General features: G+C 49.4%; 19 protein-coding genes. 8 read left to right on the top strand and 11 right to left on the bottom strand.

The window, feature by feature from the left end:
* Window positions 1-170: 170 nt before the first annotated feature.
* On the bottom strand, window positions 171-1,850 hold the full coding sequence (locus LC073_RS07930; protein ID WP_226645867.1) for a hypothetical protein: 1,680 nt from the start codon (window positions 1,848-1,850) through the stop codon (window positions 171-173).
* Window positions 1,851-2,475: 625 nt separating this feature from the next.
* Here LC073_RS07930 and LC073_RS07925 point away from each other — a divergent pair.
* Window positions 2,476-3,747, top strand: a complete 1,272-nt coding sequence (locus LC073_RS07925; protein WP_226645866.1) for an MDR family MFS transporter — start codon at window positions 2,476-2,478, stop codon at window positions 3,745-3,747.
* 156 nt (window positions 3,748-3,903) lie between these two features.
* Here LC073_RS07925 and LC073_RS07920 read toward each other — a convergent pair whose 3' ends face one another.
* Window positions 3,904-5,940, bottom strand: coding sequence for an NADPH-dependent 2,4-dienoyl-CoA reductase (locus tag LC073_RS07920; RefSeq protein WP_226645864.1), 2,037 nt, complete (start codon window positions 5,938-5,940; stop codon window positions 3,904-3,906).
* 212 nt (window positions 5,941-6,152) lie between these two features.
* The gene (locus LC073_RS07915) at window positions 6,153-7,046 is read right to left on the bottom strand and encodes a LysR family transcriptional regulator (RefSeq protein ID WP_226645862.1); all 894 of its coding nucleotides are present in this window, start codon (window positions 7,044-7,046) and stop codon (window positions 6,153-6,155) included.
* Window positions 7,047-7,154: 108 nt separating this feature from the next.
* On the opposite strand from LC073_RS07915, the gene LC073_RS07910 reads away from it, so the two are divergent.
* From LC073_RS07910 to LC073_RS07890, 5 genes are read left to right on the top strand one after another with little or no spacing between them, the layout of a single operon-like run.
* Entirely contained in the window at window positions 7,155-7,832 is a 678-nt protein-coding gene (locus LC073_RS07910) for a histidine phosphatase family protein (RefSeq protein WP_226645859.1), read from the top strand.
* 35 nt (window positions 7,833-7,867) lie between these two features.
* Complete coding sequence (locus tag LC073_RS07905; protein ID WP_226645857.1) at window positions 7,868-9,100, top strand: acyl-CoA dehydrogenase family protein; 1,233 nt, start codon at window positions 7,868-7,870, stop codon at window positions 9,098-9,100.
* Window positions 9,093-10,148, top strand: coding sequence for a phosphotransferase (locus tag LC073_RS07900; RefSeq protein WP_226645856.1), 1,056 nt, complete (start codon window positions 9,093-9,095; stop codon window positions 10,146-10,148). The genes LC073_RS07905 and LC073_RS07900 overlap by 8 nt, the downstream gene beginning before the upstream one ends.
* Window positions 10,149-10,202: 54 nt before the next feature.
* Window positions 10,203-10,979 (top strand): SDR family oxidoreductase, encoded by a 777-nt coding sequence (locus LC073_RS07895; RefSeq protein ID WP_226645855.1) that lies wholly within the window; start codon window positions 10,203-10,205, stop codon window positions 10,977-10,979.
* Window position 10,980: 1 nt separating this feature from the next.
* Complete coding sequence (locus LC073_RS07890; RefSeq protein WP_226645854.1) at window positions 10,981-11,757, top strand: SDR family NAD(P)-dependent oxidoreductase; 777 nt, start codon at window positions 10,981-10,983, stop codon at window positions 11,755-11,757.
* A 243-nt stretch (window positions 11,758-12,000) separates the two neighbouring features.
* On the opposite strand, the gene LC073_RS07885 is transcribed toward LC073_RS07890, so the two are convergent.
* The 4 genes from LC073_RS07885 to dinB form a co-directional block, all read right to left on the bottom strand.
* Window positions 12,001-12,570, bottom strand: a complete 570-nt coding sequence (locus tag LC073_RS07885) for a hypothetical protein (protein ID WP_226645853.1) — start codon at window positions 12,568-12,570, stop codon at window positions 12,001-12,003.
* 135 nt (window positions 12,571-12,705) lie between these two features.
* A complete protein-coding gene (locus LC073_RS07880) occupies window positions 12,706-13,155 on the bottom strand; it encodes a hypothetical protein (protein WP_226645852.1) in 450 nt (149 codons plus the stop codon).
* Window positions 13,156-13,168: 13 nt separating this feature from the next.
* Window positions 13,169-13,690: an RNA polymerase sigma factor gene (locus LC073_RS07875; protein WP_226645851.1), complete on the bottom strand. Its 522-nt coding sequence runs from the start codon at window positions 13,688-13,690 to the stop codon at window positions 13,169-13,171.
* A 432-nt stretch (window positions 13,691-14,122) separates the two neighbouring features.
* Window positions 14,123-15,202, bottom strand: a complete 1,080-nt coding sequence (gene dinB, locus LC073_RS07870; RefSeq protein WP_226645850.1) for a DNA polymerase IV — start codon at window positions 15,200-15,202, stop codon at window positions 14,123-14,125.
* Window positions 15,203-15,285: 83 nt separating this feature from the next.
* On the opposite strand from dinB, the gene LC073_RS07865 reads away from it, so the two are divergent.
* Entirely contained in the window at window positions 15,286-15,831 is a 546-nt protein-coding gene (locus LC073_RS07865) for a carboxymuconolactone decarboxylase family protein (RefSeq protein ID WP_226645849.1), read from the top strand.
* Window positions 15,832-15,877: 46 nt separating this feature from the next.
* On the opposite strand, the gene LC073_RS07860 is transcribed toward LC073_RS07865, so the two are convergent.
* The 4 genes from LC073_RS07860 to mutS all read right to left on the bottom strand — a co-directional run bounded on the left by LC073_RS07860 (window position 15,878) and on the right by mutS (window position 19,993).
* Window positions 15,878-16,045 carry a DUF1328 domain-containing protein gene (locus tag LC073_RS07860; RefSeq protein WP_226645847.1) on the bottom strand — a complete coding sequence of 56 codons (168 nt, stop codon included), beginning with the start codon at window positions 16,043-16,045 and terminating at the stop codon, window positions 15,878-15,880.
* 90 nt (window positions 16,046-16,135) lie between these two features.
* Window positions 16,136-16,804: a polysaccharide deacetylase family protein gene (locus LC073_RS07855; protein WP_226645844.1), complete on the bottom strand. Its 669-nt coding sequence runs from the start codon at window positions 16,802-16,804 to the stop codon at window positions 16,136-16,138.
* Between the two features lie 67 nt (window positions 16,805-16,871).
* The gene (fdxA, locus tag LC073_RS07850; RefSeq protein ID WP_020411359.1) at window positions 16,872-17,195 is read right to left on the bottom strand and encodes a ferredoxin FdxA; all 324 of its coding nucleotides are present in this window, start codon (window positions 17,193-17,195) and stop codon (window positions 16,872-16,874) included.
* 137 nt (window positions 17,196-17,332) lie between these two features.
* On the bottom strand, window positions 17,333-19,993 hold the full coding sequence (gene mutS, locus LC073_RS07845; RefSeq protein WP_226645842.1) for a DNA mismatch repair protein MutS: 2,661 nt from the start codon (window positions 19,991-19,993) through the stop codon (window positions 17,333-17,335).
* An 837-nt stretch (window positions 19,994-20,830) separates the two neighbouring features.
* Here mutS and LC073_RS07840 point away from each other — a divergent pair.
* The gene (locus LC073_RS07840; RefSeq protein ID WP_226645838.1) at window positions 20,831-22,432 is read left to right on the top strand and encodes an RNA-directed DNA polymerase; all 1,602 of its coding nucleotides are present in this window, start codon (window positions 20,831-20,833) and stop codon (window positions 22,430-22,432) included.
* Window positions 22,433-22,675: the final 243 nt, after the last annotated feature.

Here is a 22,675-nt window from a genome sequence, read left to right as displayed (position 1 = left end):
TTTTGAAATGGGATGCACGAAGTAGATAATGTAAGTGTATTTGCAAGTGCTGGACCTTATTTGTGAGGTCGTAAATGGTTGAGTGTTACTTGTGTGCACTAACCTTTTATGAGTTTTGGTTGTTCTGGTGCAGAATATCCTAACTGGTGTTTAGGGGATCATTGATCTTTCTAAAAGTGCAAAAAGCCCATGGTTTTTGTATGTTTGGTTTTATCAGGCTGAGTTGGGTTGTCGGTATATTCCAGCTTTTTATGAGCCTGACTCAGTAAGAATTCTCGATAAGCGATAAGCCCAGAAAGGTAGTGTCCAATATCATCAATCTGAATTTTAAAGGCATGGTCGCGAATAAAAAAGCTGCCTGTTATTTTCTTCGGATTTTTGAAGAACATGGTAAATTCTGGCCAAAAGTATCCATTTAGTAAGTGTTTGGCCCTTTTAGTTAATGCGTGATAGAAATACTCTAGATCAAGCTGGTCGAGAAGATCTTGGAATAACTCTTGAGAACGTAGGTGGGAAATCATCTTCTCTGCGGACATCATCAACTCAAGCAGGGTTGGAAAAGTGGTCTTGCAGTTTTCAACAAAGTCCAGATGATTAGCAAAGTTGCGGATGCCAAGTTGATAATACTTTTCCTTGGGTCGGTACTTGGTGAGTTCATTTACACAAGAGTTTAGCTTATAGTCATGAGTGCGCCATTGTTCAGTAACTATAAAGTGATCAAGGGCTTTTTCTACCATTGTGAGCCAGCGGGGGTTTTTGTCCCAGCTATATAAACGTATCAATCCGAGGGCTGCCTCACTGTCGTATTGTATGGTTAAACGCTGTTTTTTGATATTGAGTGAAGGGTAGTCGAGGACATGAAAAAACTGGCCGCTGGCTTGGTTTTGCATTAATTCGATGCCTTTAGCCAGCTGTTCCATTAGATCCGCATAGGCTCTCCCCCCCATAGCCTCGGAATATTTAACCAGTGCCAATAGACTTAGTGCATTGCCTCCTAAATTGATTTCACCATTGGATTCCACCAAGAAGGCAGCGGTTTCTCCTGTTTTTATCGGTATCGTCTTGATCAAATCTCTGGTGAGTGCCTGTAATGATCGCTCTATTGTTGCTAGTAAGGCGGGGTCTTTACTGACTTCCCAGGCTTCTATCATGGCATAAGTACAGCTGACGTGACGTAGACTGTTGTCGTCTTCAATTTCAAGATCGAAACAGGGGTACCAACCAGGATGAAAATGGCCGCTGGACTTAAGTTGGCGCTCTAGGTAGGTGCTGGCATTTTCGATGAGTTGGGTGAGAAGTTTTGTATTGAAGTTATTGATGATCCTTCGTCCAGTATTCGGGCCGGTCCCATAGAGATATACTGGCTCTGTATGGCTTTCGCAAAAAAGCCCTTCTGTGGATAAAAGAACAACATTCCTTTCTTCGGCAAAATCTAGTTCGACTTGATCTCCAAATCTATGCTGGTAATAGGATCTGAAGTTTCTTTTGTTGAGGACTGCATGATCTATACGGTTGCTCCCATAGAGCATGGCATTAGCATTTAGTTCTTGCTCCAGAAAAGCAATCTTGCAGTCTAGATCCAATGCTAGACCGTAGCGGAAATAACAGCGTTTGGTGTCAGAAAGAATTTCATAGAGGTTGGCAAGGGTGGTTGAACTTCTTCTGGTAACCCAGTCGATCCTCAGCCAACAGGGGTTCATCTTAGCTTGCCAAACAGCCTGATGGATATCGGTAGTGAGGGTTTGCCAGGCGCTGGAAAAGTCTGCAGCGGTAGTATGCCTGACTTCGGCGCGCTGTTTGCTGTCGCTGATTGAAAAAAAAAGTGTATAAGGTGGGGCCACCTTGCTCAAGGCCCGCTCCACCAGTGGGCGTGCCCGCATAAGCATGCTGGATAGGGACATATGCTAGTGCTCTCTTTGGATCAAGGTGTGGGCAGCTTTTCCATTTTATTTATTTTGATAATCATCGGAGGACTTTTCTGCTGGAGTATAGACTTGTGTACAGATCCTGCAGGATAGGAAGCGATGCCCGTATGGGAAATTGCTTTCAATTAAATTTTTTAAATTTAGTGAATATTGGGTTTTCAAAATGAATCCACTTGGATAGTATTGGGATACCTCGCTAGAGAATGAAAGGCACGCAAAGTGCTGAAGGTTTTCACGATTAACCCTTAGGGAATTTCGAGGGTTAATATCCAGGTTGAATGATTTTGCAGGTTTTAAACTTGCCAATCCCTAAAACCCGAAAGGCGATCCTTTCGGGTTTTTTGTCCGAAAACTATTGACCGATCAATTGAATATCGGTTTTCGTGGTTGATTACCCTGTCGACTTTCAATGTGGCACATGGGCGTTAGGTCTATGTGACGGGCTGTCCTCCCTGGTTTTTAATGGGAACTTGCCTCTTTGGCGCGGAGTTCAAAAAGTCTCTATGGGCTATTTGAAAACAAGGAAGCAATTGATGTGGAGTAAAAGGCAATGCGTTGGAAATGGTGGCAGAACCTCAGGGGTTTTCCCCCTCTGGTCTGGATAATATTAATAGGCAGTTTTTTTAGCCGTGGCACTTACTTTATGGTTTGGCCTTTCCTGGCCATTCTTCTCTTCAATAAATTTGAGTTGGGTGCAGCGGAAATAGGCTTGATTCTCAGTGCCTCGGCTATTGGTGCGGCGCTGTTGGGGTTTTATGTGGGGGCACTGTCTGACCGCTATGGGCGTCGGAATATTCTGTTATTAGGTTCGCTAATCAATCTGTGTTCTTTTGCTCTACTGGCAGTGACTGAGACATTATCGGGATTTATTCTGGCAATGACTCTTTGCTCGATCGGTCGCGCCGTTTGGGAGCCACCAGCTAGTGCATTAATTGGCGACTTAATCGAGAATCAGGCAAGTCGTGAGTTAGCCCTGCAGCTGCGTTACTTCCTTATAAATGCGGGAGCGGCATTAGGACCCATTGTTGGTGTCTGGGCGGGGCTCAGTGCACAGCAGTCCACCTTTGGCTTAACTTCTCTCAGTTATTTGCTATTGGCGCTGGCGTTTATCTGGGGATTTGCAAAAACAGAGACGGGGCAGCTCGTAAAGAGCAAAGGCGATGGCTCTGTCGATTTGGGCAATACCCTATCGATATTGCGCAAGGACCAGGTGTTTATGGTGGTGATTGTTGCCAATATCCTTACGATGTTTATCTATGCCCATATGGATTCCAGCCTGGTGCAGTATCTGACACGGGCAGAGGCTCCGAGCTTGGTTGAGCTGATCTCCAGCATGATTTTTGTGAACGCAATGACCATCGTATTGTTGCAGTTTCCGCTCATGCAGTTGATGCGTAAGCTGGATATTAATGGTCGAATAATGATAGGACTGGTGATATTGGCTGTAGCTCAAATGTGGTTTGCCTTAAATCCGGTGCATTGGTTTTGGGGCTGGATGGGGGCGACCTTTGTCCTCAGTTTGGCTGAAGCGATTCTCTTTCCAACCATGAGTGTACAGATTGACCGGTTGGCACCTGAGCACTTACGCGGTACTTACTTTGGGGCCTCTTCCTTTTATGCCCTAGGCTGGGCCCTGGCCCCCTTGGCTGGGGGAGTGGTTTTAGAGTGGTGGGGTGGACCGGCGCTTTATTGGATATTACTGATGCTATGTGGTGTCGTTTTCGTGCTTTATCGCACTACGGCTTACCTTACCCGTCCGCAATGGCCGGAACAGGCAGAACAAACACTATCCTCAAATGAAAATGCCAAAGCGACTGGATAGTTAAGGCACTCTAAATATTGGGTATGCGGATGAAAAAAAGTAGAAAAGTGCCGACAAGACATAAAAAAACGGGAAATCCAAAAATTAGTAGCTGGAGTATCCCGTTCTGATTCGCCAGAGAAAATCCCCCGGCAAGAATACTGCCGGGGGATTTTTTTAGATCTCTGCTGCGAGGCGTGAGCCCTGGTCGATCGCGCGTTTGGCGTCGAGTTCTGCGGCTTCATCAGCACCACCGATCAGGTGGGTTTTCACACCGCGCTCCTGCAGCGCTTCATACAGTTTGCGAGCAGGTTCCTGGCCGGCGCAGACAATAATGTTATCCACTTCCAGCAGTCGCTCTTCTTCGCCAACGCGAACATGCAGACCCTTATCGTCAATTTTGTCGTAAAGGGCGCCGGCAATCATCTCTACGTTGCGGTGTTGCAGGCTACCACGGTGAATCCAGCCAGTGGTTTTACCCAGGCCTGCACCCACTTTGGTGATTTTACGTTGCAGCAGGTAAACCTGGCGTGGGGTGCTTACCGCTTCGCGGGGTTTCAGGCCAGAGCGTTGTTCCAGCTCAATATCCACACCCCATTCGTTGAAGAACTCCTCTTTATCACTGGCAACCACTTCCTCTTCGTTGGAGTGAGGTCCGTCGTGAGTCAGGTATTCGGCCACATCGAAGCCGATACCACCGGCGCCGATAATGGCCACTTTTTCGCCGACTGGCTTCTTGTGCTTCAGTACGTCCAGGTAACCCAACACCTTGTCGCTCTCAATACCGGGGATCGGTGGAGTGCGCGGCTCGATGCCGGTGGCGATAATCACTTCGTCAAAAGACTGTAGGTCTTCTGCGGTAGCGATAGTGTTGAGTTTGACCTCAACGCCAGTTACTTCCAGGCGGCGCTTGAAGTAGCGCAAGGTTTCCTGGAATTCTGCCTTGCCGGGAATCTGCTTGGCGATATTGAACTGGCCACCGACTTTGTCACTGCCTTCAAACAGGGTTACCTGGTGTCCGCGCTCGGCGGCAACGGTGGAGGCAGCCAAGCCGGCGGGGCCGGCGCCGATAACGGCAACTTTTTTCACGTTGTCGGTAGGCAGGTAGTTCAGCTCCGTCTCATGGCAAGCGCGTGGATTAACCAAACAGGAAGTGAGCTTCAGCTGGAAGGTGTGATCCAGGCAGGCCTGGTTACAGCCAATACAGGTATTGATTTCATCGGCGCGGCCCTCTGCGGCCTTGTTGACGAAATCAGAATCTGCCAGGAATGGGCGTGCCATGGAGATCATATCGGCCTGTCCGGAGGCCAGCACTTCTTCGGCCACTTCCGGCACATTGATACGGTTACTGGCAACTACCGGGATAGTCAGGTGCTTTTTCACCTTGGCGGTAATATCGGTAAATGCGGCGCGGGGTACATTGGTGGCGATAGTGGGAACACGCGCTTCGTGCCAGCCGATACCGGTATTGATAATTGTGGCTCCAGCTTTTTCGATAGCTTGGCCCAGGGCTACTACTTCATCGAAGTCACTGCCGTCTTCCACCAGATCCAGCATGGATAGGCGGTAGATAATAATAAAATCCTCGCCAACAGCTTCGCGCACACGGCGAACGACTTCGATTGGTAGGCGGATACGATTTTCGAAGCTGCCGCCCCACTCATCGGTACGCTTGTTAGTGCGTTTCACGATGAACTGGTTAATGAAGTAACCCTCGGAGCCCATGATCTCCACACCGTCGTAGCCGGCTTCGCGGGCCAGGGTGGCACAGCGTACGTAATCGTCGATTTGGCCTTCGATTTCCTCGCTGGTCAGTTCGCGCGGAGTGAAAGGATTGATCGGAGCCTGGATGGGGGAGGGGGCAATCAGGTTCTCGTTGTAGGCGTAGCGGCCGGTGTGCAGGATCTGCATACAGATCTTGCCGCCTTCGGCGTGAACGGCCTCGGTCACTTCCCGGTGCTGTTGCGCTTCTTCCGGGGTGTTCATTTTGGAAGCACCCTTGAATACGCCACTCTCTTCGTTGGGCGCGATACCCCCCGTTACAATCAGGCCAACGCCACCGCGGGCGCGCTCAGCGTAGAAGGCCGCCAAACGGGTAAAGCCACCGGGGTGTTCTTCCAGGTTGGTGTGCATGGAGCCCATCAGCACCCGGTTTTTCAGGGTGGTGAAGCCCAGGTCCAGGGGGGCAAGCATATTAGGGTAGGCTTGGGACATGGCAAAATTCTCTTCTTGTAACCTTTGGGGTTCATTTATATATGCAAAAAAGTGCATATCGTTGCCCTGCAGGATAACAAGAGCCTTTGACGCGAAACAGTGACCTTTCCGGTCGAATTCAGTGATCAATTCCTGACGTTTTATTAACCTATTTGCGTCCCATTCTCATTTGACGAAAGTGCCTGTTTTTAAAGGGATTTTCGTCTGCTCATTTACACAGCCAAAACCGCCAGAAGCTGCTCTCGCAGCCAGCGATTGGCGGGATCTTCTTGTAGATTTTTGTGCCACAACAAATGCCAGTCCATCAGGGGTATTTGGAACGGCAGTTCAAATAGACGTGCAGAATACTGACTGGCCAGACTCGCTGGTACGGTTAGGGCCAAATCCGTGCGTAACACGATTAAAGGTGCCACTTGGTAGTGTTGTACACGCAGCTTGATAGTGCGTCGCCGCCCCAGTTTATTCAGTGCTATATCCGCCAACCCAGGACCTGTGCGCCTACTGGAAACATGGATATGTTCCAGTTGTAGATACTGTTCCAGCATCAGGCTCGACTCCCCAGCCAAGGGGTGCTCATTGCGCAACATGCAGAGATAGCGGTCCTGGTGAAGGCGTTGTTGTTGTAGCTGGGGTGCTGTTGCCAGAGGGATATCCAGGGCGAAATCCAATGTATTGGCTGCCAGCTCTTTGGCCAGTTGATCCCTAGGGACATGAAATGACTCTACTGTCACACCCGGCGCCTCTTTTTCCAGGCGCTCTAAGAGGGGCGGCAGCAATAGGGTTTCCGCCATGTCGTTCATAGATAGTCGCAATGTTTTGCGTGCCAGGGCGGGGTTGAATTGGCGGTGTTCATTCAGGCTGGTACCCAGTAGGGAAAGGGCCTGCTGCACCCTGGGCATAATGGACTCCGTAAGAGGAGTGGGAGTCATGCCGGATGGGCCGCGAATAAATAATGGGTCGTCAAGAGTACGGCGCAGACGTGCCAGGGCATTACTCACCGCCGGCTGGGTAATATGCAACTGCTCAGCCGCACGGGTGAGGTTGCCCGAGTTATAAATGGCCTCCAGAACCAGGAACAGGTTCATATCCATTTTTTGCAGCTGCATCTGTGTCTCAATCATAATCAGTGTGAATGATCATATATTCGCATAATAAACTTTGATGATTCAAACGAGAGGACTAGGGTTGGAGTTCCATAAAAAGAGGAACTCGCTGTGGCCGAATCAATTGTGGTGCGCCATGGACAGGCGTCCTTCGGCGCCGATGATTACGACAATCTCTCCGATGTTGGCTGGCAGCAATCCCGTTGGCTGGGAGAATACTGGCGGGGCACTGGCCAGAAGTTTGACCGGATTTTCTGCGGCAGCCTGCGCCGTCATCGGCAGACTACCGAGGGTATCTGTGCAGGCCTTGGCATCGACTTAGAGAGCCACTTGACGGTGGTTCCCCAATTGAATGAGTTCGACTTCCTTGAAGTAGCTCGCCTCTACAGTGAGAAAAACCCCGCAGCTACACCTAAACCCGATGCTTCCCGTGCCGACTTTTACCGTTTTTTAATGCAGGGCATGCTCGCCTGGTCCGCAGGGGAAATTGCGCCGGCAGAGAGTTGGCAGACATTCGAAAACCGCATCCGTGAAGTTTTGGATTTAATCAGTGATAGCCCCAAAGGCAGTAAAACTCTGGTGGTCAGTTCCGGTGGAGCTATTGCCATGATGGTGCGGCAGGTATTGGGCGGTCCCGCCGAGTCGGTAATCAAACTCAATATGCAGATACAGAATACCGGCACTACCCGTTTTTTCTCTAGCGCAGGGCAGGGGCTGAGCTTAAACAGTTTTAACCACGTGCCTCATTTGGAGAGAGATGAGCGCCACACTTCCGTGACTTACAGCTGAATTAAAACCTACAGCACAATTAAAGGTGAAAAGACATGGAGTTTGAATATTCAGAAAAGGTACAGGGCCTATTGCTACGGCTCAAAAACTTTATGCAGGAATATGTGTATCCCGCTGAGAGTTCCTATATAGAGCAGTTGCAGGATGACCCTTGGGGCGAGCCCCCTATCATGAAGGCCTTAAAAGAAAAGGCCCGTGAGGCTGAGCTGTGGAATTTATTCTTACCCGATTCCCGCTATGGTGCCGGCCTTACCAACTTGGAATATGCGCCTTTGGCGGAGGAGATGGGCAAGGTCTTATTTGCCTCAGAAATTTTTAATTGCAGCGCCCCGGATACCGGCAATATGGAAGTGCTGGCCCAGTACGGATCGGAAGCGCAGCGGGAAACCTGGCTGAGGCCATTATTGGCGGGCAATATTCGTTCGGCATTCGCCATGACCGAACCCAAGGTGGCCTCCTCCGATGCTACGAATATCGAAACTTCTATCGTGCGCGATGGCGATGAATATGTGATTAATGGCCATAAATTTTATATTAGTGGCCTGATGAATAAGCGCTGTAAGGTCATGATTGTGATGGGCAAGACCGATCCCACTAATCCGGATCGGCACCACCAGCAGTCGCAAATCCTGGTTCCCACTGATACCCCAGGGGTAAAAATAATTCGGCCCATGCAGGTATTCGGCTACGACGATGCCCCGGAAGGTCATGCGGAAGTGATTTTTGAGAATGTTCGGGTGCCTGCGTCTAATCTGATTCTCGGAGAAGGGCGTGGTTTTGAAATTGCCCAGGGGCGACTGGGACCAGGCAGAATTCACCACTGCATGCGTTTAATTGGCCAGGCCCAACGCGCCCTGGAAATGATGGCGGGCCGTGCGGAAACCCGTATTGTGTTTGGTCGCCCCATGAGCAAACAGGGCTCTGTACGAGAGGATATTGCCAAGTCCGCCTGCGAAATTGAGCAGGCGCGCCTATTAACTTTAAAAGCTGCGGCACAAATGGATCGGCTTGGCAATAAAGCGGCCAAAGACCTGATTGCCATGATTAAAATTGTTGCACCGCAAATGGCCTGCAAGGTGATTGACCGCGCTATCCAGATTCACGGTGCGGCAGGGTTGAGCCAGGACTATAGCTTGGCCCATCACTATGCTTACGCGCGGACTATCCGTTTAGCCGATGGACCAGACCAAGTACATATGATGCAGCTGGGACGCAACCTGGCTGCCCGTTATGCCGCAGAGACTGCACAGGGAGAGGAGCATGTCTGAAACCGTAAAGGAGTCACGTAACTCAGTGGAAGCTTTGCCACTGGAAAAGTTGCAGGAATACCTCAGCGCAAATGTTGAAGGTTTTTCTGGGCCACTAAACGTCAGTAAATTTTCCGGCGGTCAATCCAATCCCACTTTTAAGTTGGAAACCCCTTTAAATACCTACGTGCTGCGTCGGCAGCCGCCGGGAAAACTGTTGAAATCCGCCCATGCTGTGGATCGAGAATACCGCGTCATGTCTGCATTGGCCAATACTGATGTGCCGGTGCCGAAGGTTGTGCATTTATGTGAAGACCGGGATTTGATCGGCTCCATGTTTTACCTGATGGAATACTGTGAGGGGCGAATTTTCTGGAATGCGGCAATTCCCGAAGTGGAAAATCCTGAGCGCAGTGCCATGTACGATGAAATGAATCGGGTTCTCGCCGCTTTACATAGTCTCGATATCGATTCTTTGGGGCTATCCGATTACGGCCGCCCAGGAAATTATTTTCAGCGGCAGCTGGAGCGCTGGACGGGGCAATATCGGGCTTCCGAGACACAGCCTATTGCGGCGATGGAAGAGTTGATTGAATGGCTTGGTAGTGCCCTACCGAAAGACGATGGTCGGGTAGCTCTGGTGCACGGTGACTACCGCCTCGACAATATGATTTTCCATCCTAAAGAACCCAAAGTGATCGCCCTGCTGGATTGGGAGCTTTCTACCCTGGGCCACCCGTTTGCGGATCTTGCCTACCAGTGTATGCAGATGCGCATGCCTGCTGGGGGTGACAAAATGTCTGGACTGTTGGGGTTGGATATTGCCTCGCTGGGTATTCCCTCGGAACAGGCCTATGTGGCCAAGTATTGTGAGCGTATGGGCATCGAGCGTATTGATCACTGGCCCTTTTTTTTAGCGTTCAGTTTTTTCCGCCTGGCGGCGATAGTCCAGGGTGTAGCTAAGCGCGCACAGGATGGCAATGCCTCCAATCGCAATGCCGCGAGCCTCGGTGCTTTGGTGGCGCCCCTGGCACAAACGGCAATGAGCATAGCCAGCAAGGCGGGTTAGAAGGTCATTCCAATTTAATGTATTACGCATTTGAAAAAGTGATAAGGATAAATAATGGCAAAGAATCTTTTTGATCTCACCGGAAAAATTGCCCTGGTAACCGGTGCCAGCCGAGGTATTGGTGAGGCAATTGCAAAACTGCTGGCTGAGCAGGGCGCCCATGTGCTGGTATCCAGCCGAAAAATAGAGGGCTGCCAAGCCGTTGCCGATGCAATTATCGATGCCGGTGGTATAGCGGAAGCGGTGCCTTGCCATATAGGTAATATGGAAGACATCCAGAGAATGTTTTCCGATGTCCGCGAGCGCTTCGGAAAATTGGATATCCTGGTAAACAACGCAGCAACCAATCCTTACTTTGGTCATATTCTAGATACCGATCTCGCAGCTTTCGAAAAAACCGTTGAGGTGAATATTCGCGGTTATTTCTTTATGTCTGTGGAGGCGGGTAAGTTGATGCGTGAGCAGGGTGGTGGTGTGATTGTCAACACCGCCTCAGTCAATGCCTTACAGCCTGGTGTGGGCCAGGGAATTTACTCTATCACCAAGGCGGCGGTAGTCAATATGACTAAGGCCTTTGCCAAGGAATGTGCCCAGTTCAATATCCGTGTTAATGCCCTGTTGCCTGGGCTGACCAAAACCAAGTTTGCTGGGGCACTCTTCACCCATGAGGATATTTACAAAACCGCAATTGGCCATATCCCCATGCACCGCCACGCTGAACCGGAAGAGATGGCGGGGACAGTGCTCTATCTGGTTTCCGACGCTTCCAGTTACACCACAGGCGAGTGTGTAGTGGTAGATGGTGGAATGACTTCTTGCGGGGGAATTTAACATGCAAGATCCAATATTGGATTTCAGTAACCAGATTGCCCTAATTACCGGCGCGGCCAGTGGTTTTGGCAAACTGCTGGCTAAAGAGTTGGGATCTCGCGGAGCGCGGTTGGTGCTTGGAGATATCAATGAAGAGGGGCTGATGCAACTCACCGATGACCTTGGGAGTGATGATATCCAGGTGCGCGCTCAACGCTGCGATGTTTCCTCTGAAGCAGATTGTGTTGCCCTGGTGCAGCTGGCTGAGTCTGAATTCGGTGGCCTGAATATCGCAGTTAATAATGCTGGTATCGCTCCGCCGATGATGTCCCTAAAACAGACTGACGAAGCGATGATGGACCATCAATACAACGTAAACTTAAAGGGGGTATTTTTTGGTCTCAAGCACCAGTTGCCACTAATGAAAGATCGTGGCGGTGTGGTGCTCAACGTTTCCTCTATGGCCGGACTGGGTGGCGCACCCAAAATTGCCTCATATGCTGCAGCCAAGCATGGTGTTATTGGGTTGACCAAAACTGCGGCAATGGAAAATGCCAAGTATGGTATTCGAGTCAATGCGATATGCCCCTTTTATTGCCTGACACCTATGGTGACCTCTGTGGAGGCCCCAGGGGCCAGCGCGGAAGATGTTCAGGCCTTTCTCGCTCAGGGTTGCCCGATGAAGCGCCTTGGCGAGCCAGAAGAGGTGGTGGCGGCCATGTTAATGCTGCTCTCCCCGAAAATGACTTATGTTACAGGGCAGGCACTGGCGGTGGATGGCGGTTTATCGGCTTATTAACTAAAGAGTAGGAATAGCTAGTTTTTTTGGTTGTGTTTTCTTTAAGGGCATAGCCAAAAAACTAGTTAGTGATAGGTAGCTCCAAGCGTTATTTTACCTCTGGTACTTTTGACAGATATTAGTCTCTGAAGAAACGCCGTATACACAGGTATATCTTTATCAAGAATCTCCTGGAGGAAATGTCGACCCAATTTCTGCGAATCATTCAGACAACAGTAAGCTGGGATGATTGAATTTAAAATTTCAGAGGGACGTCAGGGATTGACGCACGATATTTAGATGAGAAACCAGTATTTCTTTTTTGAAATAGTCCCCGGTAAAATCTATTTGCTGTACTTCAATATAATTTGATTTTAAAGGACATCCCCAGTAAGGGTTTATTCCCCACCAGCCGTATTGACCCGCGCTTCTCGGATTTCTCTGGAAGAAATTATGTGCCTGGTTGATGTTGTTGTATCTCAGAGTGAAGGTTTTGTTATCGAAGACACTGTGCGCATCGAAAATGACCAGATGGCTCAGGGAGACTCCCAGACGCCCGAGAACATTTGCTAATTTAATAGCAGAGGTCCCACCCCGGCTGTAACCTATCAATATCAGAAATTTTCCCTGTGAAGCCCCCTGAATAAGATATTGTCTTGCTCGTCGTTTAGCTATTGGGCTGAACATGGTTCCTCCCATTTGCGAGACCCAGGCGTTGAGCGTTCGATTGTCCCCTGCATTAGGGCCGCCGGCACCGTAAAAGCCAGCTACTGCCAGAGTGTTTTTTGATACTAAATTTTGGGCGGTGGGAACTCTGTTAATGGTCAGGGTCATTGCAATACAAATGCACTATCCCGAAGGGGCATAACTCTCTAAGTCATACAGTTTTCTAAGCCATCCAGTTTTGCTTAAACACTTCCCGAGCACTGTTGGGCCTGCAAGAGCCACGAAAATTTCCAACTCCTATTGCTAGGGCAGAATGCGGCAGCGCTTCTGGGCAGCTTTTCGCAGTTCGCGGGGTAAGCCTTGCTCCGCGATATTATTTTGTTGTTGCCGCCATTCCTGGCAGAGAGCAACATAGTTTTCGGCGCTGACCTGGTTGCGTAGTGTTTGCCAGGGGTCATCTTGTATTTCGGGCTCTGGGGCTGGAAGTTGCCACTGGGCTATTTCCTGGGCGGAAAGCTGGAATTCATTATTTTGAGTCATTGTGGGGGTCCTGGCACCTAGGTGCTGTGCCGGATGGGCCAACATCAATAAAGCGGTCACTAGAGCGCAACTCATGGAGGTACCGGATAACATCCGACCTATATCCTTTTTCGGCTGATAGCCCTTTGCCTGTAGTAGGACTTCACAATCTAACTGTTGCGGTGAGGTAAAAGCTGACGCCTCTTCGCGGTATTGGTGCTCCCAGTTACTCATGCTTCTACCTCTATCACTCTTTAATGGCCTCCACTTGCCAGGGTTGTGCTTGAGATCCGTAAATTAGGGTTTCAATTTGCTGCCGAGCTAATTGGTAATACTCTCGACATTTTTTCAGTGATATGCGCTCTATATCTGCTACTGCAGCCAGGGAGAGTTTGCACTCTATGTGTAGCAGCAATACGTTGCGTTGAAGTTTGGGGAGTTTCTGAATAGCTTCGATAACCTTATTTTCCCCGGCTAAAATCTGAGGTTGTGTGGTGTTGCCAGTTTGCTCCTGTAGAGATTTGTTGATTTGAATAAACAGCCAGTTTCTAAATAGCCGGCCGTGGAGCTCAGGAGGGTTTTCCATAACCCTTTGCCAAAGTGTTTGTAATAATTGTGTAGTCGAAGTTGGCGCCATCTGGATGCAGTAACGGTATAGGGCATCCTTGTGCCGGTTATACAGTGGCTCAAAAGCAGCAAGCCGACGTGACTCCCGGTAGTGGTCGAGTAGTCTCTCATCGGAATAGTGTTGGAAAGCCTTGCGAGACAAAATGCCGTGCCTCCGTACGCAAATAACCCGCAAGCCAGAGGTGGCTTAGACCTGGGTTTATGCGTCGTTGATCATAAAAATTGTAGTCGGTATAAACATTAAACTTGTCACCTTTGAGAACGAGCGGGATTCCTATTGGTTTTGGAGTAGACCGAGTTCTCTTGGCCTGCGAAGTATAGATGGCCCAGCTCTTCAGGGTCTTACACAGGGTAACGGGTAACGCCATATCTTGATAAACGGTCGTTTGGCGCGTTAAGTCTTTCCCTTTCAACAATATGGCGCCAAAATTTTTATTTTGGCAAATTATTTCTTTATTAAGGAAGGCGTTTTCTGGCTCGTGATTAATGTTTAGCTTGTTGGAAACTACGACCGATCTGAAAAGTTCAGAGTGAATTATTTGTGAAAAATTAAATTGCCTGAGGAGTGGCCAGGTTAGTGATGTATCAGTAAATCTGGCAGTGGGAGAGGGAGTTGTAATGGGCCGCGTTCGGCGCGTAGGTCTGTTAGTCTTAGGCCCACGCCTAGTAGACGAATAGGGCTAGAGCGTTTATCCCAGCACTCCTGCAGTAATTGACGAAATTCAGAAATACGCCCAGAACGACTGTTGCGCTCATGAGTACTCTGGGAAAAATCGGCGTATTTTACCTTTATAGTGGCACCATTTATTTCATAGCGATCACCGAGTTTTTCCAGGCGCTCCAATAGGCGCATATATAAGCTTGTCATCTCTTCCAGCCAGTCATTAAATTCACAGAGATCCTTGTTAAAGGTGCGCTCCACACTGACACTCTTGCGGGAGCCATCTCCACTCACCGGGCGATTGTCGATACCACGGCTCAGTTCGTAGAGGCGACGCCCAAACTTCCCAAAGGTTTTACTTAGCTCTACCTGGGAATAGCGCCTCAAGTCGGCGCAGGTATGGATACCTTGGCGGTGCATTTTCTCTGCTGTGACTCTGCCTACCCCATGAATCTTATTTACCGGCAAACGTAATACGAACTGGTCAACCTCCTCGGGGGTGATCACCGTAAGCCCATCGGGTTTGTGCCAGTCGCTGGCGATCTTGGCTAGGAATTTATTCGGGGCAACTCCGGCGGAGATAGTAATACCAAGGGTCTCTCTAACCCTCTGGCGGATCTCCTCAGCCATCAAAGTGGCGCTACCGTGGCAGCGCCCACTATTACTGACATCAAGAAATGCCTCATCCAAGGAAAGTGGCTCAATATCGTCACAGTAATCGAGGAAAATCTCGCGAATCTGGTGGCTGACTTCCCGGTATTTGGCCATGTTACCGGGTACTACAATCAAATCAGGACAAAGCTTCTTGGCCTGGGCGGTGGGCATGGCGGAGCGAACACCGTAACTGCGGGCCTCATAGTTGCAGGTGGAGATCACTCCGCGTCGGTCACTGCTACCGCCAACAGCGAGCGGACGCCCACGGAGGTTGGGATCGTCTCGCATTTCGACCGAAGCGTAAAAACAATCGCAGTCGCAGTGGATGATCTTTCTCATGCTGTGATTATATACAGTGTTTTGTGGCGCCAGGAAGCTATTTCTGCCAGTAGGCAATAGACAGCTGGATAACAGGAAGGTGAATGATGAGCAGCATCCCTTTAGTGGAGACCCCTGACTCGGAAGAGGCTTCCAGGGTATTTGCGGAAATCCAGGATGAGCTGGGTGGAATTCCCAGTCTGTTTAGGGTTTATGCCCATCACGAGGGGCTGTTATTGGCCAATTGGCAGAAATTCAAGGCGCTGATGCTCCATGGCTGCCTGTCGGCTCAGTTGAAAGAAGCCATTGGTTTGGCGGTTTCTGCGGATAACCACTGTGACTATGGCATTTATCACCACAGCACCTCCCTGCAAATGCTTGGGGTCACCCCCGATGAGGTGATGCGTATTCGTACAGACCCAAAACATGTGCACTTTTCTGAGAAGGAGCACGCGCTGTTTGACCTGGCCCGCAATGCCAATAAGTCACCAGATGATCACCGACAACACTTAATTGCAGAGGCACGCAAGCTGGGGGCGGGCGATGACGAGTTGCTGGAGGCCCTGGGGGTGATGGAATTGGTGTTGGGTTTTAATCACTTGGCAGAAATGTTGAGTCTTGTGCCTACCAGGACACCGCACCAGAAATAACCCCGGCAAGGTGCCGGGGTTTGGTGAGTAGAATACTGCAGAAACTCTATTTAGGTGGCCGACCCCTGCCGAAGATCAATGCCAGGACAAAAAGTACAATAAAGACAAAGAACAGGATTTTGGCGATCTCTGTTGCCGTAGTTGCAACACCGCTAAAGCCAAAAAAGGCGGCAATCAGCGCAATCACCAGGAAGATAATGGCCCAACGTATCATGGTGGTCTCCATATAAGATAGAGGGAACCGGTGGTAGTACTTTGGGGGCCGACTCCCAACGACTTAATTGGTAGTGTATTGAGACGGTAATTACAAATTTCCGACACTGCCAGTATCAATGATCTGCGCCAGGCTGACAAAGTAAAACCCCCGTTCTGTGACCTGTGTATAGATCAACGGCAGCGCCTCCGCCACTTCTTTGCTGTGCTCATACATGGGGTGCAGCATAATTACACTGCCATCTATGGCATTTTGGACTATATAGTCGGCAATGGCCTCGGGCTTGTTCATTTCTACATGCAGATGTGGCTCCAAATCCCACCGGGCCACCTGAAAATTTTGAGCGGCCAACAAGCTACCAAGTTCTTTTGAAAGGCTTCCAAATGGGGGCAGGATGGTTGGCCGTTCCTGATATCCATAGTGCTGCAGTAACTTGCAGGTTTTTTTTATTTCGGCTTTGGCGCTGCTTAGTGGCAGGCTTGCCAGGTCGATATAGGAATAGCCGTGATTTCCCAGCTGATGGCCGGCATTGATAATAGAGCGAGTCTGTTTGGGGAAGCGCTCCATTTCTTTGCCCACCAGAAAGAATGTTGCAGGTATTTGCAGGGTTTCTAGCTGTATGAGTAGAGACTCAGTGACACCTGGTACTGGCCCTCCGCTAAAAGCGAGAGCGATGCGTTTACCTTCGCTGGATTTTGCAGAGACTGTGATAGATAGACATAAGAATATACTCGAAATCGCAGTTATTATTATTCTCATTTACTATCCCGAATTTTTCTGACCCAGAAAAGAAAAAAGCCGTCTGAGACGGCTTTTTTGTGTTTTGTTATCGCTCGAGAAGTTCGAGCTTGCCTTTCTTGCCATCCCACTCCTCGGCGTCTGGCAGGGGGTCTTTTTTCTCGGTGATATTGGGCCAAACCTCAGCGAGTTCAGCGTTTAGCTCAATATATTCCTGTTGGTCGTCGGGCACTTCGTCTTCGGAGAAAATCGCATTGGCGGGGCACTCCGGCTCGCACAGGGCGCAGTCGATACACTCGTCAGGGTGGATCACCAGGAAGTTGGGGCCTTCGTAAAAACAGTCTACCGGGCAAACTTCTACACAGTCGGTGTATTTGCACTTAATGCAGTTTTCCCCAATTACGAATGTCATGATTGTCCCTCAATAGTGCACTGATTCTTTCGTGCACGGATTTTATCAATTACTGGCGCGAATTGTAGTGGCTTTTCAGTCGATTTAGTTCGCTGTTTATAACAAGTTGCATGGGCGACATTGTGTCGCCCAGCCTTTTACTTCAATAACTTACGTAACGCATAAAGCGCTTCCAGCGCTTGGCGCGGCGTCAGATCGTCCGGGTCCAACTCCTCTAGGGCATCCACGGCCGGGTGGCTGGGGCTGCCGAACAGGTCGACCTGTTGGGGAGAGCCGGGCTGAACTGACGCTGCAACCACCGGAGTCGCAACCGCTTCAGGTTCTTGTTTAGGCGTTGCATCAGGTTTAGAAACAGCCGCGGGTACATCTACCGATTGGGCACCAGCTTCCAGCGCTGCCAAGCGGGCGCGGGCCTCGGTCAGTACATCCGTAGGAATGCCCGCCAGCTTGGCAACCTGCAAGCCATAACTCTTGGACGCGGGCCCCTCCTGGATGCGGTGCAGGAAGACGATGCCCTCGCCGTGTTCGGTGGCATCCAAGTGGATATTGGCCGCTTCCGCACACTGGTTAGGCAGATCGGTCAGTTCGAAGTAGTGAGTGGCGAACAGGGTGAATGCGCGCACTTCTCCGGCCAGGTAGTGGGCGCAGGCCCAGGCCAGGGAAAGACCATCGTAGGTGCTGGTACCGCGACCGATTTCATCCATCAGCACCAGACTGTGCTCGCTGGCATTGCGCAGGATATTCGCGGTTTCGGTCATCTCCACCATAAAGGTGGAACGGCCCCCGGCCAAATCATCGGCGCTGCCGATTCGAGTGAAGATGCGGTCGAGTAGGCCGATCTGGGCACTGTCGGCAGGGACATAACTGCCGCAATGTGCCAGCAGGGCAATCAGCGCAGTCTGGCGCATATAGGTAGATTTACCACCCATGTTCGGGCCGGTAATGACCAGCATGCGGCGATCGTCGCGTAGTTCGATATCGTTGGCGACAAAGGGCTCATCCAATACCTGTTCCACCACCGGGTGGCGTCCGCCGCTGATATGCAGGCCCGGCTCAACACCTAGCTTGGGGCGGCAGAGACTCAGGTTATCGGCACGTTCGGCCAAACAGGCCAGAACATCCAATTCAGAAATACCTGCCGCAGCGGCTTGTAGCTCTGCCAGGGATTCGTTCAGCTGGTTGATCAGCTCCTCATAGAGGGCTTTCTCTCGTGCCAGGGCACGGCTTTTGGCAGAGAGTGCCTTGTCCTCGAATTCTTTCAATTCGGGCGTAATAAAACGCTCGGCATTCTTCAGGGTCTGGCGGCGAATATATTCCGCCGGTGCCTTATCGCTCTGGCCACGGCTAATTTCAATAAAGTAGCCATGCACTCGGTTGTAACCCACTTTCAGGGTGGGGATACCGGTGCGCCCCTTTTCCTGAAGCTCCAGTTGTACCAAGTAATCGCCCGCGTTCTCGCTGATAGCGCGCAGCTCATCAAGCTCTTCATCGTAGCCGGTAGCAATGACGCCGCCATCGCGTATCACGACAGGCGGGTTTTCAATAATGGCTTTTTGCAGCAGTTCTACGGTTTCCGGCCACTCACCAATCTGGCCGCAAAGCTCTTTGATTAGGGTGGCACCCGAATCCGCTAGCTGTTCTTGGATTTCGGGGAACTGCGCCAGAGACTGGCCCAGTCTTGCCAAGTCGCGGGGGCGAGCAGAACGCAGTGCCAAGCGACCCAGAATACGCTCCATATCTCCCACGGGTTTCAGGGCATCACGCAGTGGCTCGAAACCATACTCTTCAATCAGCGCAGCAATGGCATCCTGGCGGTTGTGCAGCGTAGTGAGCTGGCGCAGCGGGTTGTTCAGCCAGCGGCGCAGAAGACGGCTACCCATGGCGGTTTTGCAACTGTCGAAAACAGATAGCAGGGTATTGTCATCGCCGCCATTCAGGTTCAGGTCGATTTCCAGGTTGCGTCGGCTGGCGCCATCCAGAGCGACGGTTTCGTCGCCGCTTTCGGTGTGCAGGCTGCGAATATGGGGTAGCTCGGTGCGTTGGGTATCCCGTGCGTATTGCAACAAGCAGCCAGCAGCTACTATGGCGCCGTGCATATGGCTGCAACCAAAGGCTTCTAGATTCATAGTGCCAAACTGCTGATTGAGCAGGCGCAGGGCGGTTTCCAGTTCAAACTCCCAGGGCGCACGACGGCGCACACCGGCGCGGCGCTGAATTTCTACTGGCAGAGTGAGGTCTTCTGGAACGAGCAACTCAGCTGGGTTGTGACGCTGAACCTGTTCGGCCAGGGACTCCAGGGTTTCGGTCTCCTGAACCACAAAGCGACCGGTCGCCAAGTCCAAGAGCGCGAGACCGAATACATCTCCTAAGTGGGAAATAGCTGCCAGCAGGTTATCGCGGCGGTCATTCAACAGCGCCTCATCGGTGACGGTACCGGGCGTGACAATACGTACCACCTGCCGCTCCACTGGGCCCTTACTCGTCGCCGGATCGCCAATCTGCTCGCAAATGGCAACAGACACACCAGCCTTGATCAAGCGCGCTAAATAACCCTCGGCCGCATGGTAGGGAATGCCTGCCATGGGAATTGGCTCACCACCAGATTTGCCCCGCGCGGTCAGGGTGACATCTAAAAGCTCCGATGCCTTCTTGGCATCGTCATAGAAAAGCTCGTAGAAATCCCCCATGCGATAGAAAACCAGCTCCTGGGGGTGCTGGGCTTTGATGCGTAAATATTGCTGCATCATTGGGGTGTGTTCGGGTTTCGCGGCCTTGGTCTTGGTTGCGGTTTTTGGCATTGTTCTAAGAAAATCAATAAGTTACAAAAGTGTTCGCAAACCTCGTAAGCCCCGCAGGAAGTGCGGTCAGCTAAGGTCGAGGTTGAGGGCAGGCATGTTTAGGGGCTTATTAATGGAAAAGTCCGCTTAAAAATCGAACAGTAAGCCCAAGCCTGATGTTCCTGAAGCACACAATCGAGGCTGAACTGAGCCGAGAGGCCCAGCCCAAAGTTCGAAGGGCTTCTTTAAGGGGGCGCAGAATAGCAGAGTGGGGGGCAAACCACTACGGATGGCTGATCACTACCAAGAGGGATGAATTGCAGTATCCCAATTTTTGGGGAGGAGTTTTCATTGGGGAGTAAGGCTCTTAACTTATGGGATAGCTACCTATAGCCATACATCCTCCTTTGGGAGGATGTTACCTACGAAAGTAATAGCATTTAATTCCGGCTAACTTTTATTATTTTCTCATCGTTAGTGTGAGCAAAGAAACCCATCAAAGCGGCTGCTTGTGCTTTCAATTTAGACACATATACATCATCAAATGGAAAAATATAGTATTGAACGCTATGTCCTGCTGCATATATCAGAATTAAGGAGAAGCTTCTCCTATTTCTTTGAGAAGTTGTCTAAGTTGTTGATTTTTAAGTGGGCTGAAAAGTGATATAAAGCAGAGAAAGCTTGGAATTTTAAAGAGGCTGCTATATATCTACCTGTTTGAATTCATGCCGACTGGTGTAGCCCTTTGATTTTGTGGGCTATTTAAGCTGATTTTGGTTGAAGGCTTTAGAATTATATAGAAGGGTGATATAGAGACGCTTCTTTTGAATTAACTGTTACAACTACTAGAAGACTAAGATGATCGAGACAATTCTGAAGAAAGGATACTTCCCTAGAGAGCTTCCTCCACCATTCAGTAGTGGTATGTTTTCTGCGATAATTCAGAAAAACATCGCATCACTTCCAAGTGGATATGATTGGTCAGGCAGCAAAAAACCGAATTACGTTAGTCGTCCGACAGTCTTTAACCTAGCAAGGAATGGTGACTTAAGGAGAAAACTTTCTATTCCAAATCCAGTAAATTCTTTTCAGCAAGCAAAAGTTGTAGCTGAAAATTGGACTGAACTTGAAGCACACTATCACACAAGCAATAAATCACTTAGTCGGCCGGAATTTAGCAAAACACAGGTTAGAGCTTTAAATTGGGCAAAAGGGTTTGATGTAGCAAACCTTGAAAGGCTTAGGATAAGAGCTTCTAAAAGATATATCCTCAAAACGGATATAAGCAAGTTTTACCCAACACTTTATACCCACAGTATACCGTGGGCATTACATGGAAAACCTATTGCAAAATCTAAGCGCGCCTTTGCTGATCTTGCTGGCAATAAGTTAGACAGGGTAATTCAAAATGGTCAAGATGGGCAAACGAAAGGAGTTCCAATTGGCCCTGATATATCTCATGTAATAGCCGAAGTTATATTAACGAATGTTGACGCATCTATCTCTAGAGAAATTGGTAACAATTATTTTCGGTTTATGGATGATTACGAGTTTTCCTTTAATACATATACTGAAGCGGAAAGAGCTTTAGCGGTTCTTTCTGAAATATTTAATGAATATGAGCTTGATCTATCTTCTGAGAAGACAAGTATATTTAGCTTGCCTCGATTGATTGAGGAAGCATGGGTAACCGATTTGAAGGCAATAGAAATTGGGTCCTCTCATTTAGCCCAGCAGAATGGTCTGATTTCATTGTTCAACAAGGCCATAGAGCTTCAGGCGAAGGACAGCAGTCAGGCGGTAATAAAGTACGCTCTCCAACGCACAACACAGTGTGAAATAAAAAGCGAAAATTGGGATTTGTACCAAAATATACTTTATAACTTTCTCGTCGCGGAATCCGGCACGATTCCCGTACTTATAGATATATTGAAGTATCATGAAGAAAATGGATTTGCCATTAACAAAGAACTACTCAATGAAGCTCTTTCAAGAACAATACTGGAGCATGCAGCTAAACTCCATTCTAGTGAACTGTCCTGGGCTGTTTGGGCTTGTTTATGCTTTGGTATAAAACTGGATTCTGAAGTTACGAGAGCGCTATGCCGAGTTAAAGATCCTGTAGTCGCATTAATATGTCTTGATGCACATGATTCCGGTTTGTTGCATTCGGATTTCGATGCCACATTGTGGACGCCTATTATGGTGGCTGAGGAGTTGAAGGGACCATTTTGGATGTTGGCATATGAAGCTTTGTTCAAAGGTTGGCTGCCTTCAGCGGGAACAAAGAATTACTTAGACACACAAAAAGAGTTTAAATTTTTAAAAGATAACAATGTTACTTTTTATAATAGAAAAAGGACATCTACATACAAAGGTGGCTTGAAACTTAGGGGTAAGAAAAATAGCACTCTCAAGGAATTGATTGAGAAAATGAAGAGTCAGAGTGGCCCGTACTAAAAAGTTGTAACAAAGCAATGCAGGGGATGGCCAAAAGCTGTCATTAATTTTGTTCCAAAATTGCCGCCATCTTTCGTCCACCCCTGATTGCGGCGTTATGTCAGATCCATTTTTCTCAGCTAACTAGTCGACCCTGAAAAAAACCAAACACCAGCCTCCAGTACAGTGTAATAAGGGCTTACGGAACGATTCGCACTAAATTCACCTTCCAAAACATGAGCAAATGAACCGTATTGTCAGCCA

This window comes from Microbulbifer variabilis (assembly GCF_020524905.1).
GTDB lineage: Bacteria > Pseudomonadota > Gammaproteobacteria > Pseudomonadales > Cellvibrionaceae > Microbulbifer > Microbulbifer variabilis_A.
The sequence above is the reverse complement of the archived record's forward strand: the minus strand, read 5'-3'. Positions and strand labels throughout refer to the sequence as shown.

Excerpts from the sequence above, each read along its gene's own strand:
- LC073_RS07895 (WP_226645855.1), top strand. The coding sequence starts at position 10,203 with ATGGCAAAGAATCTTTTTGATCTCACCGGAAAAATTGCCCTGGTAACC.
- LC073_RS07925 (WP_226645866.1), top strand. The coding sequence starts at position 2,476 with ATGCGTTGGAAATGGTGGCAGAACCTCAGGGGTTTTCCCCCTCTGGTC.
- mutS (WP_226645842.1), bottom strand. The coding sequence starts at position 19,993 with ATGCCAAAAACCGCAACCAAGACCAAGGCCGCGAAACCCGAACACACC.
- LC073_RS07840 (WP_226645838.1), top strand. The coding sequence starts at position 20,831 with ATGATCGAGACAATTCTGAAGAAAGGATACTTCCCTAGAGAGCTTCCT.
- LC073_RS07855 (WP_226645844.1), bottom strand. The coding sequence starts at position 16,804 with ATGAGAATAATAATAACTGCGATTTCGAGTATATTCTTATGTCTATCT.
- LC073_RS07905 (WP_226645857.1), top strand. The coding sequence starts at position 7,868 with ATGGAGTTTGAATATTCAGAAAAGGTACAGGGCCTATTGCTACGGCTC.
- LC073_RS07900 (WP_226645856.1), top strand. The coding sequence starts at position 9,093 with ATGTCTGAAACCGTAAAGGAGTCACGTAACTCAGTGGAAGCTTTGCCA.
- LC073_RS07880 (WP_226645852.1), bottom strand. The coding sequence starts at position 13,155 with ATGAGTAACTGGGAGCACCAATACCGCGAAGAGGCGTCAGCTTTTACC.
- LC073_RS07885 (WP_226645853.1), bottom strand. The coding sequence starts at position 12,570 with ATGACCCTGACCATTAACAGAGTTCCCACCGCCCAAAATTTAGTATCA.
- LC073_RS07920 (WP_226645864.1), bottom strand. The coding sequence starts at position 5,940 with ATGTCCCAAGCCTACCCTAATATGCTTGCCCCCCTGGACCTGGGCTTC.
- fdxA (WP_020411359.1), bottom strand. The coding sequence starts at position 17,195 with ATGACATTCGTAATTGGGGAAAACTGCATTAAGTGCAAATACACCGAC.
- LC073_RS07865 (WP_226645849.1), top strand. The coding sequence starts at position 15,286 with ATGATGAGCAGCATCCCTTTAGTGGAGACCCCTGACTCGGAAGAGGCT.
- LC073_RS07890 (WP_226645854.1), top strand. The coding sequence starts at position 10,981 with ATGCAAGATCCAATATTGGATTTCAGTAACCAGATTGCCCTAATTACC.
- dinB (WP_226645850.1), bottom strand. The coding sequence starts at position 15,202 with ATGAGAAAGATCATCCACTGCGACTGCGATTGTTTTTACGCTTCGGTC.
- LC073_RS07860 (WP_226645847.1), bottom strand. The coding sequence starts at position 16,045 with ATGATACGTTGGGCCATTATCTTCCTGGTGATTGCGCTGATTGCCGCC.
- LC073_RS07915 (WP_226645862.1), bottom strand. The coding sequence starts at position 7,046 with ATGCAGCTGCAAAAAATGGATATGAACCTGTTCCTGGTTCTGGAGGCC.